14 protein-coding genes are annotated in these 13230 nt (G+C 61.4%); 8 read left to right on the top strand and 6 right to left on the bottom strand.

Translation table 11 applies throughout. The annotated features are described in order from the left end of the window. Positions 1–49: 49 nt before the first annotated feature. The 4 genes from scpB to QCBJ_RS18725 form a co-directional block, all read right to left on the bottom strand. Entirely contained in the window at positions 50–982 is a 933-nt protein-coding gene (gene scpB / locus QCBJ_RS18710) for an SMC-Scp complex subunit ScpB (RefSeq protein ID WP_102061315.1), read from the bottom strand. Positions 983–994: 12 nt separating this feature from the next. After that, the gene (locus QCBJ_RS18715) at positions 995–1693 is read right to left on the bottom strand and encodes a ScpA family protein (protein WP_173390412.1); all 699 of its coding nucleotides are present in this window, start codon (positions 1691–1693) and stop codon (positions 995–997) included. Between the two features lie 120 nt (positions 1694–1813). Next, positions 1814–2443 (bottom strand): L-threonylcarbamoyladenylate synthase, encoded by a 630-nt coding sequence (locus tag QCBJ_RS18720; RefSeq protein WP_015885581.1) that lies wholly within the window; start codon positions 2441–2443, stop codon positions 1814–1816. A 13-nt stretch (positions 2444–2456) separates the two neighbouring features. Further along, positions 2457–3320: a PHP domain-containing protein gene (locus QCBJ_RS18725; protein WP_015885582.1), complete on the bottom strand. Its 864-nt coding sequence runs from the start codon at positions 3318–3320 to the stop codon at positions 2457–2459. A gap of 87 nt (positions 3321–3407) precedes the next feature. Between QCBJ_RS18725 and QCBJ_RS18730 the strand changes: the two genes are divergently transcribed. From QCBJ_RS18730 to QCBJ_RS18760, 7 genes are all read left to right on the top strand, one after another. After that, entirely contained in the window at positions 3408–4004 is a 597-nt protein-coding gene (locus QCBJ_RS18730; protein ID WP_015885583.1) for a septation protein A, read from the top strand. Between the two features lies 1 nt (position 4005). Further along, positions 4006–4305, top strand: a complete 300-nt coding sequence (locus tag QCBJ_RS18735; RefSeq protein ID WP_015885584.1) for a YciI family protein — start codon at positions 4006–4008, stop codon at positions 4303–4305. 107 nt (positions 4306–4412) lie between these two features. Then, the gene (locus tag QCBJ_RS18740) at positions 4413–4820 is read left to right on the top strand and encodes a translation initiation factor 2 (protein WP_046035291.1); all 408 of its coding nucleotides are present in this window, start codon (positions 4413–4415) and stop codon (positions 4818–4820) included. 7 nt (positions 4821–4827) lie between these two features. Continuing rightward, the gene (locus QCBJ_RS18745; RefSeq protein WP_003193803.1) at positions 4828–5505 is read left to right on the top strand and encodes a response regulator transcription factor; all 678 of its coding nucleotides are present in this window, start codon (positions 4828–4830) and stop codon (positions 5503–5505) included. A gap of 177 nt (positions 5506–5682) precedes the next feature. Then, positions 5683–6147: a hypothetical protein gene (locus QCBJ_RS18750; RefSeq protein WP_015885586.1), complete on the top strand. Its 465-nt coding sequence runs from the start codon at positions 5683–5685 to the stop codon at positions 6145–6147. Between the two features lie 66 nt (positions 6148–6213). Continuing rightward, on the top strand, positions 6214–7557 hold the full coding sequence (locus QCBJ_RS18755; RefSeq protein WP_046035290.1) for a HAMP domain-containing sensor histidine kinase: 1344 nt from the start codon (positions 6214–6216) through the stop codon (positions 7555–7557). 40 nt (positions 7558–7597) lie between these two features. Then, complete coding sequence (locus tag QCBJ_RS18760; RefSeq protein ID WP_102061316.1) at positions 7598–8947, top strand: CoA transferase; 1350 nt, start codon at positions 7598–7600, stop codon at positions 8945–8947. Between the two features lie 115 nt (positions 8948–9062). Here QCBJ_RS18760 and QCBJ_RS18765 read toward each other — a convergent pair whose 3' ends face one another. Beyond that, positions 9063–9926 carry a DNA-3-methyladenine glycosylase gene (locus QCBJ_RS18765; protein WP_102061317.1) on the bottom strand — a complete coding sequence of 288 codons (864 nt, stop codon included), beginning with the start codon at positions 9924–9926 and terminating at the stop codon, positions 9063–9065. Then, the gene (gene arcD / locus QCBJ_RS18770; protein WP_102061318.1) at positions 9923–11350 is read right to left on the bottom strand and encodes an arginine-ornithine antiporter; all 1428 of its coding nucleotides are present in this window, start codon (positions 11348–11350) and stop codon (positions 9923–9925) included. Before arcD (QCBJ_RS18770) ends, QCBJ_RS18765 begins: the two co-directional genes overlap by 4 nt. Before the next feature lie 446 nt (positions 11351–11796). Between arcD (QCBJ_RS18770) and arcD (QCBJ_RS18775) the strand changes: the two genes are divergently transcribed. Beyond that, positions 11797–13224 carry an arginine-ornithine antiporter gene (gene arcD, locus QCBJ_RS18775; RefSeq protein WP_102061319.1) on the top strand — a complete coding sequence of 476 codons (1428 nt, stop codon included), beginning with the start codon at positions 11797–11799 and terminating at the stop codon, positions 13222–13224. The last annotated feature ends 6 nt before the right edge of the window (positions 13225–13230 follow it).

Raw genomic sequence — 13230 nt, forward strand, 5'->3', positions numbered from 1 at the left:
CACAGCAAGCCCCCTCCCACATGAGGGCAGTGGAGGTAAATAAATCGCGTCAGTCTTCGAACTGGCGGCGCTCGGCCTCGATCGCTTCGGCCAGGGCCCGGGCTTCGTCTTCTTCGTCGCTCAGCGGCGGCTGTTCGAGGGCAGCGACGGCTGCCAGGAGTTTTTCCCGCGCTTGGGCCACGCCGAGTATGTCTTCCTCGGGCGCTGCTTCTGCTTCGACTTCAGGCTCAACTTCAACGTTCACTTGCGCTTCAGGCTCAGCAGCACCGTCACGCAACAAATCATCAAAGTCGGTCTTGATCCCCTGCTCCATGTCATCCAGCTCCAGCAACAACGTGTGGAAACTGGTCTCGTCCTTCGGTTCTTCCGGCTCTGCGGTCGCGTCGGCCAGTTCCTGCAGGCTCGCGGGCACCGGCGCGTCGTCGAAATCGAGCACCGGCTCGGCTTCCATCTCGCGCAGTTCGGCCAGCGGCGGTAAATCGTCGAGGTTCTTCAGGTTGAAGTGGTCGAGAAACACCTTGGTGGTGGCAAACATCGCCGGTTTGCCGGGCACGTCGCGGTAACCGACGATACGGATCCACTCGCGCTCCAGCAGGGTCTTGACGATATGGCTGTTGACCGCCACGCCACGCACGTCTTCGATCTCGCCACGGGTGATCGGCTGGCGATAGGCGATCAGCGCCATGGTCTCCAGCATCGCCCGTGAATAACGCTGTGGGCGCTCTTCCCACAAGCGACCGACCCACGGGGAAAACTTCTCACGTATCTGCAGGCGATAACCCGACGCCACCTCGCGCAATTCAAAGGCACGTCCGTCGCAGGATTTACGCAGGATCTCCAGCGCCTTCTTGAACACCGGCGGCTCAGGGCGCTCGGCCTCCTCAAAGAGTTCGAACAGGCGCTCCAGGGATTGCGGTTTACCCGAGGCCAGGAGAAAGGCTTCCAGCAATGGGGCCAGTTCGCGGGGTTCAGTCAGATTCATCGATTCAGCTCTTTATTCGGCTCGCGCCCGCACGTGGATAGCCGCAAAAGGCTCATTCTGGACCAGCTCGACCAAGGATTCCTTCACCAACTCGAGGATCGCCATAAAGGTCACCACCACCCCCAGGCGCCCTTCTTCGGCCGTAAACAGCTCGACAAACGGCACGAAGCCGCCGCCCTTGAGGCGCTCCAGCACGTCGCTCATACGCTCACGGGTGGACAGCGCCTCGCGGCTGACCTGGTGGTGCTCAAACATGTCGCCACGGCGCAGCACCTCGGCCATGGACATCAACAATTCTTCCAGGCTCACATCCGGCAGCAACTTGCGCGCACGGGCTTCGGGGGCGTCGAGCTTGGGCACCACCACGTCGCGACCCACACGGCTCAAGCCGTCGATACCTTCGGCGGCGGCCTTGAAACGTTCGTACTCTTGCAGGCGGCGGATCAGTTCGGCGCGCGGGTCGTCCTCTTCAGCTTCGACCGTCTCCGAGCGCGGCAGCAGCATGCGCGACTTGATCTCGGCAAGCATGGCGGCCATCACCAGGTACTCGGCGGCGAGCTCCAGGCGCACCGACTGCATCAGCTCCACATAGCCCATGTACTGGCGAGTGATTTCCGCCACCGGAATGTCGAGGATGTTGATGTTCTGCTTGCGGATCAGGTACAGCAACAAGTCCAACGGACCTTCGAAGGCGTCAAGGAAGACTTCCAGCGCGTCCGGCGGAATGTACAGATCCAGCGGCATTTCCATGACCGCCTGGCCATACACCATGGCAAACGGCAGTTCCTGCTGGGCGCCTGCCTGGGGGTCGACGGTTTCCACGGCCGACATTCAGGCCTCGACCATAAACGGCGCCGGGTCGCCGCAACCCACGCGGATCACTTCCGGTTCGCCATCGGCCAGGTTGATCACGGTGGACGCCTTGCCGCCGCCGAAACCGCCGTCGATGATCAGGTCGACCTGTTTTTCCAGCAATTGGCGCATTTCGTACGGGTCTTCCAGCGGTTCGGTATCGCCAGGCATGATCAGCGACACGCTCATCAGCGGTTCACCCAGCTCGGCCAACAGTGCCAGGGCGATGGGGTGCTCCGGCACCCGCAGGCCGATGGTGCGCTTCTTCGGGTGCAACAGCAGGCGCGGCACTTCGCGGGTGGCGTTCAGAATAAAGGTGTAGGGCCCTGGCGTGTGGGCCTTGAGCAGGCGGAAGGTGCCGGTGTCGACCTTGGCGAACAGCCCCAACTGGGACAGGTCGCTGCAGATCAGCGCAAAGTTGTGCTTGTCGTCCAGTTGACGCAGACGTCTTACACGCTCGACCGCGCCTTTGTCGCCGATCTGGCAACCAATGGCGTAGGAAGAGTCGGTTGGGTAGATCACCACGCCACCGGCGCGAATGATCTCGACGGCCTGTTTAATCAGGCGCGCCTGGGGGTTTTCCGGATGAATCTGGAAGAATTGACTCACGTGTTCTACCTGTTCAGACGGTGGCAATAATGGGGTCATGCTTGAATCGCCCCCACAAGAGCGGCAAGTCTTCCGGGACGGGGCGATACTCGCCGATCTCGGACCAGCCGCCTGGGCCATGAAAATCACTGCCGGCACTGACCAGCAGACCAAATTCGCGGGCAAGAATCGCCAGGCTGCCGACCTGTTCGGCGGGTTGATGCCCGTTGACCACTTCGATTGCGTGGCCGCCCGCTCCAATATAGTCGGCAATCAGCTTGCGACGCTTGCTGCGGGTGAAATCGTAATGCCAGGGATGCGCCAGGCTGACCCAGGCCCCAGAGGCGCGCAGGGTCTCGACGGTGTCTTCCAGGGTCGGCCAATGTTGCTTCACATCCCCCAACTTGCCGGCGCCCAACCACTTGCGAAAGGCTTCGGCACGGTCCTTGACGAAACCTTCCCGCACCATCCAGTCGGCAAAGTGCGGCCGGGCCGGTGCATTGCCGCTGTCACCCAGTTCCTGCTGGATGGCGCGGGCGCCTTCGAGCGCTCCAGGCATGCCTTTAAGGCTGAGCTTGCGGCTTATTTCTTCGGACCGCAGCCAGCGGCCATCGTGCAATTGGGCGATGGCCGCGACCAAAGGCGCGGCGTTTTGATCGAAACCGTAGCCGAGCACATGAATGGTGGCGCCGCCCCAGGTGCAGGACAACTCCACACCGTTGACCAGTTGCATGCCCAGTGAATGGGCGGCTTCGCGGGCTTCGTCGAGGCCTTCGAGGGTGTCGTGGTCGGTCAAGGACAGGACTCGCACGCCTTTTTCAAACGCACGCGCAACCAGTACCGCGGGCGCCAGGGCGCCGTCGGAGGCCGTGCTGTGGCAGTGCAAATCGACATTCACGGGGATGTGTAACCTCAAGTCAGCTGGCGCTTTCGCTACCTAGGATGTTTGTTATTATGCCGCCACATCCAGCTTCTGGCTCTTACTGTGAAACAATTCATCGACTTCATCCCGCTGTTGCTGTTTTTCATCGTCTACAAACTCGACCCCAGGGTCATCGATCTGGCCGGCCATGAGCTGACGTTCGGGGGCATCTACAGCGCCACCGCCGTGCTTATCATCAGCTCCGTCGTGGTCTACGGCGCCATCTTCATCTCCCAGCGCAAACTGGAAAAAAGCCAATGGCTGACCCTGGTCGCCTGCCTGGTCTTCGGCAGCCTGACCCTGGCCTTCCACAGTGAAACCTTCCTTAAATGGAAAGCCCCGGTGGTGAACTGGCTGTTCGCCCTGGCGTTCATCGGCAGCCATTTCATCGGTGACCGCCTGTTGATCAAGCGGATCATGGGCCATGCGTTGACCCTGCCGGAGCCGGTGTGGACGCGTTTGAACGTAGCCTGGATCGTGTTCTTCCTGTTCTGCGGCGCCGCCAACCTGTTCGTGGCATTCACGTTCCAGGACTACTGGGTCGACTTCAAAGTCTTCGGCAGCCTGGGCATGACCGTGCTGTTCCTGGTTGCCCAGGGTATTTACCTGTCACGTCATCTGCATGACGCCGATCCCACCACGCCAAAAACCGAGGACTGACATGCTCTACGCCATCATTGCCACCGACGTTGCCAACTCGCTGGAAAAACGCCTGAGCGTGCGCCCGGCTCACGTCGAACGGCTGAAACAGCTGCAAGCCGAAGGACGTATCGTGTTGGCCGGCCCGCATCCTGCGGTGGACAGCAATGACCCGGGCGATGCCGGTTTCACCGGTAGCCTGATCGTTGCCGAGTTCGCGTCCCTGGCCGATGCACAGGCCTGGGCCAAGGCTGACCCTTACGTCGCGGCCGGCGTTTACGCCGACGTCGTGATCAAACCGTTCAAGCAAGTCCTGCCTTGATCAAAAGGCGTGCCGAACCTATTCGGTTCGGCGAACGCCTAATTGCTCATTATTCTGGGTAACCTGCCGACAACGTTCTGAATATTCGTGTGGAATCAGGAGTTCCGATGCGCTTACGTCAGTTGTGTCTGTTGGCAGTGTTAATGATCGGGGCTACGGCCCACGCTGAAGAAACCTCGAACACCGGCAGTTCCACGCCCCTGTCCTTGAGTGCCGGCGCCCAGATCAGCGAGTTGCAGCAACGTTTGAAAGAAAGCGAACGCCAGCGTGAAGAACTGAGCAAGCAACTGCAAAGTGCGGACGCTACCCGCGAGAGCGCCCAATTGAATCGCCTTCGCCAAGAGAACCAACGCCTGGCCCAGCAACTCAAAGAGACACAGGGCGGGGCCTTGACCCGATGGCTGACCGAGCAACAACAGTGGTTCGTCACCGGCGGGGCTGTCGCACTGATCGCCCTGCTGTGCGGGATCTTCGCCAGCGGTGGGCACCGTCGCCGTCGACAATGGCTAAATTGAGTGAGTCATGAGCGAGCTGTTACTGATAGATGATGACCAGGAGCTCTGCGAGCTGCTGACCAGTTGGTTAAGCCAGGAAGGCTTCCAGGTGCGCGCCTGCCATGACGGCTTGAGCGCCCGCAAAGCCTTGGCCGACAGCGCCCCGGCAGCGGTGGTGCTTGACGTAATGCTGCCCGACGGCAGCGGCCTTGAGCTGCTCAAGCAATTGCGCAACGACCACCCTGAGCTGCCGGTGCTGATGCTGTCGGCCCGCGGCGAACCGCTGGACCGTATCCTCGGCCTGGAACTGGGCGCCGATGATTACCTGGCCAAGCCCTGCGACCCTCGCGAGCTCACCGCCCGCCTGCGCGCGGTACTGCGCCGCAGCCACCCGGCGGCCGTGTCTACCCAACTGGAGCTGGGCGACCTGTGCTTCAGCCCGGTACGCGGCGTGGTCAGCATCGATGAACAGGAATTTGCGCTCACCGTCTCCGAAAGCCGATTGCTGGAAGCTTTGCTGCGCCAGCCCGGCGAACCGTTGGACAAACAGGAACTCGCGCAGATTGCCCTGGGCCGTAAGCTGACCCTTTACGATCGCAGCCTGGACATGCACGTGAGTAACCTGCGCAAAAAGATCGGCCCACACCCGGATGGCCGGCCACGGATCGTTGCGTTGCGCAGTCGCGGTTACTACTACAGCCTCTAACGCTCCCAGCGTTCCACGGTAGAGGCTGGCGTGTTTGAATAGTCAAACCCAAGGGTTTTGTCAGTTTGCAACAAAACCCTCTTTACCCAAGCTTTACGCACACCTGACCGCCGCTGACCTTGATCTCCGTAATCTACTCACATCCGGACTCACCGGAATAGAGACAGGAGAATCACCATGCGCAAGACCCTTATCGCTTTGATGTTCGCCGCCGCCCTGCCGACCGTTGCCATGGCTGCAATGCCCGAAGGCCCCGGCCCGATGGGCGGCCCAGAAGGCCACATGATGGGTGGCCCGGGCCACGGCGGTGAACACGGTCCGCGCGGCAAAGGCGGCCCTTTCAGCCAACTGGACCTGAGCAAAGAGCAGCGCGAGCAGATCGGCAAACTGATGGGCGACCAATGGCATGCTCGTAAAGACCTGACCAAAAAGTACCTGGATAAACTGCCCGCTGCCGACCAGAAAGCCATGCAGGACGAAATCGCCGCCGGCAAGCAGAAAACCCAAGCTGACATCCGTGCCGTGCTGAAGCCCGATCAGCAGAAAAAATTCGACGAGATCGTCAAGAAGCAAGAACAGCGCCGCGCCGAATGGAAGGAATTCCAAGCCTGGAAAGCGCAACAGCCGCAAAAAGCGCAATAATGCCCCCGTAACGCTCCCAGCCCAGTGGCTCCCGCCACTGGGCTTTTCCTGTTTTGAGGGTTTCCTGTGCGTTCATTGTTCTGGCGCATCCTGGCCAGCTTCTGGCTGGCCATCGCCTTGGTTGCCGGGTTGTCGATCCTGCTTGGGCACATGCTTAATCAAGATGCCTGGATTCTCAGCCGTCACCCCGGCCTCAATAACCTGGCCGAAGAGTGGACCCAACTCTACGAAGCCCAGGGTGAAGACGCTGCCCAGGATTTGCTGCAACAGCGTAAACGCCAGTATCACATCGATGTGCAGGTACTGAACGAAAGCGGCGAACCGGTGGTACGCGGTACGTTCCCGCGCCGCGCCGCCGCTTTTGAGGCTCGGCAGAACGACAGCAATGACGGCCACCTGCCTTGGCGCCGCCTGACCGCTGAATACACCAGTGAGAAGACCGGCGACACTTACCTGTTGATCTACCGCATCCCACACCCGGAGCTGGACGAATGGCACCGCAGCAGCCTGGCATGGCCGTTAATGGCATTGGTCGTCGCCTTGGTGGTGCTGACCCTGTTCAGCCTGTTCGTCACGCTGTCCATCACGCGCCCGTTGAGCCGCCTGCGCGGTGCCGTGCATGACCTTGGCCAAGCCACTTACCAGCAAAACAGCCTGGCGCAGCTGGCCAACCGACGCGATGAGTTCGGCGTGCTGGCCACCGACTTCAACCGCATGGGCGCGCGCCTGCAAAGCCTGATCGGCAGCCAGCGCCAGTTGCTGCGCGACGTGTCCCACGAACTGCGTTCGCCCCTGGCCCGCCTGCGCATCGCCCTGGCCCTGGCCGAACGCGCCAGCCCCGAGGAACGCGAAAAACTCTGGCCTCGCCTGACCCGCGAATGTGATCGCCTGGAGGCACTGATCAGCGAAATCCTGGTATTGGCCCGCGTCGATGCCGACAACGCCAGCGCCGAAGAGATCGACCTCAACCCGTTGCTCAAGACCCTGCAAAAGGACGCCCAACTCAGCGCGCCGGACCAGGTGGTGCAGCTCACCACCGATACCGAACTGCACCTCAAGGGGTGGCCGACCATGATCGAACGGGCAGTGGATAACCTGCTGCGCAACGCCCAGCGCTTCAACCCGCCGGGCCAGCCGATCGAGTTACACGCCCACCTTCACGGCGAGCATATTGTGATCAGCGTGCGCGATCACGGCCCCGGCGTTGACGCCGAGCACCTGAGCCAATTGGGCGAACCGTTCTACCGCGCCCCTGGCCAGACCGCACAAGGCCACGGCCTGGGCCTGGCGATTGCCCGGCGCGCCGCCGAGCGCCATGGCGGCAGCCTGTTCCTGGCCAATCATGCCCAAGGCGGTTTTATCGCCAGTATCGACCTGCCGCTGGAGCCTGGGGTTGTCACACCGGCCTGATGATCTTCTATAGTGGCCCTTCTATTACGGAGAGCCTTTGATGACTGACCTGCTGACTCCCATCCAAGCCGCACTCGACCTGCCACACACCCCGCTGACGTTGACCGAAGCCGGCGCCCTACCCTCGACCTTTGCCGTGACCGACCTGGCCTGCGCCAGCATCGGTGCCGCCGGCCAGGCCGTGGCCCAGTTGATCCAGCAACAGACCGGGCGATTGCCCGGCGTCAGCGTGGACCGCCGCCTCGCGTCCTTCTGGTTCTCCTCCTCTATTCGCCCGGTAGGCTGGGAAACCCCACCGCTGTGGGACCCGGTGGCTGGCGACTACGCCAGCGCCGATGGCTGGATTCGCCTGCACACCAACGCGCCCCATCACCGCGCCGCCGCCGAGCGGGTGTTGGGAAAAGCCGCCGACCGCAGCGAGATGGCCGCCTATGTTGCCAAGTGGAAGGCTGCTGAGTTGGAGCAGGCGATTGTCGATGAGGGTGGCTGCGCGGCGCAGATGCGTTCGTGGCAGGCATGGCAGTCGCATCCCCAAGGGTTGGCGGTGAATGCCGAGGCGTTGGTGCAGCGCCAGACCTATCAAACCACCCCCGACAAAGCCTGGCTCGGCTCGGTGGCGCGGCCGCTGGCGGGCCTCAAGGTCCTGGACCTGACCCGCGTACTGGCCGGCCCCGTGGCCAGTCGTTTTCTCGCGGGCCTGGGCGCCGATGTGCTGCGCATCGACTCCCCGAGCTGGAACGAGCCTGGCGTGGTGCCGGAAATGACCCTGGGCAAACGCTGCGCCCGCCTGGATCTCAAGAGTGCCGAAGGCCGCCGGATTTTCGCCAGACTCCTCCAAGACACCGATATCCTGTTCCACGGCTACCGCGCCGACGCCCTGGAGCAACTGGGCTACACCGCCAGCGCCCTGCAAACCCTCGCCCCTGGCCTGATCGACGTGAGCCTGAACGCCTACGGCTGGAGCGGCCCGTGGCGCAATCGCCGAGGTTTCGACAGCCTGGTGCAGATGAGCAGCGGGATTGCCGCGGCGGGCATGGCCTGGAAACAAGCGGACAAACCGGTGCCGCTGCCGTTGCAGGCGCTGGATCACGCCACCGGGTACTTGATGGCGGCCAGTGCGCTTCAAGCCTTGAGCGAACGCTTGAAATCCGGGCGTGGCGGTTCGGCGCGGTTGTCGTTGGCGCGTACGGCAAAATTGTTGGTGGAGGCAGGGCAGGTGCCGGAGCAGCCGGCGTTGCGAGCCGAGGAAGCGAGCGATCAAGGGCTGGTGGTTGAACAGACCGCGTGGGGCCCGGCGCATCGTTTGCTTGCGCCGGTGACCATCAGCGGTACACCGTTGCAGTGGGATCTGGCGGCAGGCGAATTGGGGTCACACCGAGCGCAGTGGTGAACCGACTGCCGCCATCGGGGGCAAGCCCCCTCCCACATTTTGACCACATTCCAACGGATGTACCCGGTCAAGTGTGGGAGCTGGCTTGCCTGCGATGAGGCCAGTACAGACAGTATCAATCTGACCGCTGCAACGACGTCCACAAATGTTGCGCCGCATACGCCCTCAGCGGCCGCCACGCCTCAGCCCGCGCCAACAACTGCCGGGCAGACACCGGCCCGCCCTCCAGCGCCGCCAGCGCATTGATCAGCCCGATATCCCCCGACGCAAACGCATCCGCTTCGCGCATCTGGCGCATGGCGATGTACTGCGCCGTCCAATCGCCAATCCCCGGCAACGCGACCAGCCTGGTGACGCCCTCCTTGAGGCTGGCCTTGGGTTCGAACACCTCAGGATCATCCAGCAATGCCTGGGCGACACCTGACAACGTGCGCCCACGCGCCTTGGGCATGCCAAGGGTGGCCAGGTCCGCCACGGCCAAGACTTCAGCCGTGGGGAACACATGGGTGATACCGGCGTAAGGCGTTTCCAGCGGTTGGCCGTACTGCGTCACCAACTTGCCCGCCAAGCGAATGGCCGCCACCACGGTGATCTGCTGGCCCAGCACTGCACGAATCGCCAGCTCCAGCCCGTCCCAGGTGCCCGGTACGCGCAAGCCCGGACGGGCCGCAACCAACCGGGCCATCAATGGGTCGGTCGCCAGTTGCGCATTGATCTGCTGGGGTTGGGCGTCCAGATCAAACATCTTGCGCAGGCGGCGCTCGATCTCGGGCAACGCCGCCCCCTCTGGAAAATCGACGCCAACATCCAACCCATCGCCAGTCCCCGGCGCCACACTGATCCAGCCATGCCGTCCCTCGACGCTGATGCTGCGCCGATACACGCCCGCCTCCACGGTCTCCATCCCAGCGATCGCCCGTGCCGACAGAAAGCCCAACATCGCCGCCCAGTCATACGGCGGCTGATACGCCAATCTCACAACGACAACACCCCGCTGTACAACCCATACGCCGCCAGCCCCGCGCCAGTGACCACGCAGCTGAAAATGCCTTTTTCCAGGTGAGTAAACAAGGGCTGGCCTTGCTCACGCTTGGCCAGGGCAAACAGGATCACGCCCGGTGCATACAGCAACGCCGACAGGAGCAGGTACTTCAAACCGCCGGCGTAGAGCAGCCACACCGCGTAGCCGAGGGCAACCAGGCCAACCAGCAAGTCCTTCATGCGCTGGCCGTGGGCGCCTTCGTAGGTTTCGCCGCGCCCGCTCAATAAGACGGCATAGGCCGCCGACCACAGGTACGGCACCAGGATCATCGACGAGGCGAGGTAAATCAGGGTGGTGTAGGTGCTGTGGGAAAACAGCGTGATCACCAGGAAAACCTGGATCATCACATTGGTCAGCCACAACGCGTTGACCGGCACCTGGTTGGCGTTTTCCTTTTTCAGGAAGGCCGGCATGGTCTTGTCATGGGCCGTGGCATAGAGGATTTCGGCGCAAAGCAACGCCCAGGACAGCAAGGCGCCGAGCAGGGAAACCGCCAAGCCAATGCTGATCGCCATCGCGCCCCAGGGGCCGACAATATGTTCGAGCACGCCGGCCAGGGACGGGTTCTGCAATTGCGCAAGTTCCGGCTGGCTCATGATCCCCAGGGACAGCACATTCACCAGCACCAGCAAGGCCAGCACCCCAAGAAAACCGATCACCGTGGCGCGGCCCACGTCCGAGCGTTTCTCCGCGCGCGCCGAATACACGCTGGCGCCTTCGATACCAATAAACACAAATACGGTGACCAGCATCATGTTGCGCACCTGGTCCACCACGTTGCCGATGTTCGGGTTGCCCAGGCCCCAGATATCCCGAGTGAAAATATCGGCCTTGAACGCCACACCCGCGATCACGATAAACATCAGCAACGGTACAATCTTCGCCACGGTGGTGATCTGGTTGATGAACGCCGCCTCCTTGATCCCGCGCAGCACCAGGAAATGCACGGCCCACAGCAGCAACGACGCACACCCAATGGCCACCGGCGTGTTGCCCTGGCCGAACAGCGGAAAAAAGTAACCCAGGGTACTGAACAGCAACACGAAGTAACCGACGTTGCCCATCCATGCACTGATCCAATAGCCCCAGGCCGACGAGAACCCCATGTAGTCGCCGAAGCCCGCCTTGGCGTAGGCATATACGCCCGAATCCAGGTTGGGTTTGCGATTGGCCAGCGTCTGGAACACGAACGCGAGGGTCAGCATACCGACGGCGGTGATCGCCCAGCCGATCAACACCGCCCCCACCTCGGCACGCGCGGCCATATTCTGCGGCAACGAAAAAATCCCACCGCCGATCATCGACCCCACCACCAGGGCAATCAGGGCGCTGAGTCGAAGTTTTTGAGCGGGTTGAGACATGAACACTCCTGATTAAATAAAAGTTTTGACTGATAAGCGCGCACTCAACTGATTAATCCAGCGCGTGTAGCGTTATTAGGGGCCGCGATAAAAGTACCCTGCTCATAACCCTGCGGTATGACAGTTTATATATTTTAAGCTTATTTATAATTTAAATACGGACGATCATTCGTCGCATCCAAGCTACTTACTGTCGCATTCCCGAAAAGTTTGCACATTCCTGAAAAAGGTCTAGTTTAAATCCTCCATACGCAGCACTAAATGATTAATCAACACGCAGAGATCGCTCTGGAAAGCGCCTTTGCGCGAAAAACTATTGCCCAGGACTTTCCACCCTAAGTCATTAATTCACAATGGAATGTGCCAATGAAGTGATCTGAGTCAGCTGTTTGATTAGCGCACGGATTTATTCTGTGGTCTCTCTTCTCCTGCATTGGAGTTATGCGATGTCTGAATCTCCCGGAAAACTTCGATTGGGCGCACTGGTTGCACTTGTCGTCGGCTCAATGATTGGCGGCGGGATCTTTTCACTCCCGCAAAATATGGCCGCCAGTGCCGATGTTGGTGCGGTATTGATTGGTTGGGTGATTACCGCCATCGGCATGTTGACCCTCGCCTTTGTGTTCCAGACCCTCGCCAACCGCAAGCCCGACCTCGACGGCGGGGTGTACGCCTATGCCAAGGCGGGTTTCGGCGACTACATGGGCTTTTCATCAGCCTGGGGCTACTGGATCAGCGCGTGGCTGGGCAACGTTGGCTACTTCGTGTTGCTGTTCAGCACCCTCGGCTATTTCTTCCCGATCTTTGACGAAGGCAATACGCCGGCGGCGGTGATCGGTGCTTCGGTGCTGCTGTGGGCCGTGCATTTCCTGGTGCTGCGCGGCATCAAGGAAGCCGCGTTCATCAACCTGGTGACTACCGTCGCCAAAGTGGTGCCACTGGTGCTGTTCGTGCTGATCGCCGTGTTCGCGTTCAAGCTGGATATCTTCACCGCTGACATCTGGGGCGTGAAAAACCCGGACCTGGGCAGCGTGATGAACCAGGTGCGCAACATGATGCTGGTCACCGTGTGGGTGTTTATCGGCATCGAAGGCGCGAGCATCTTCTCGTCCCGTGCGGAAAAACGTTCTGACGTCGGCAAGGCTACCGTCATCGGTTTTATCACCGTGCTGCTGTTCCTGATGCTGGTGAACGTGTTGTCCCTGGGCATCATGACCCAACCGGAACTGGCCAAGCTGCAGAACCCGTCGATGGCCGCCGTGCTGGAGCATGTGGTGGGCCACTGGGGCGCGGTGCTGATCAGCGTCGGCTTGATCATCTCGCTGCTGGGGGCGCTGCTGTCGTGGGTGCTGCTGTGTGCGGAGATCATGTTCGCCGCCGCCAAGGACCACACCATGCCGGAGTTCCTGCGCAAGGAAAACGCCAACCACGTACCGGTCAACGCGCTGTGGCTGACCAACGCGATGGTCCAGATTTTCCTGGTGATCACGCTGTTTTCCGCCAGCACTTACCTGTCGCTGATCTACCTCGCCACCTCAATGATCCTGGTGCCTTACCTGTGGTCGGCGGCCTACGCCCTGCTGCTGGCGGTGCGCGGCGAAACCTACGAAACCGCCCTGGCAGAGCGCAAGAAGGACCTGTTCATCGGCGCCGTCGCGCTGATCTACGCGGTCTGGCTGCTCTATGCCGGCGGCACCAAATACCTGCTGCTCTCGGCCCTGCTCTACGCCCCCGGCGCGATCCTGTTCGCCAAGGCCAAGCGTGAACTGGGCAAACCGATTTTCACCAACGTCGAGAAGCTGATTTTCGCTGCAGTGGTCGCAGGCGCCCTGGTGGCTGCTTATGGCCTCTACGACGGCTTCCTGACCTTGTAATTGTGT

It is taken from the genome of Pseudomonas sp. QC2 (assembly GCF_002859085.1).
GTDB lineage: Bacteria > Pseudomonadota > Gammaproteobacteria > Pseudomonadales > Pseudomonadaceae > Aquipseudomonas > Aquipseudomonas petroselini.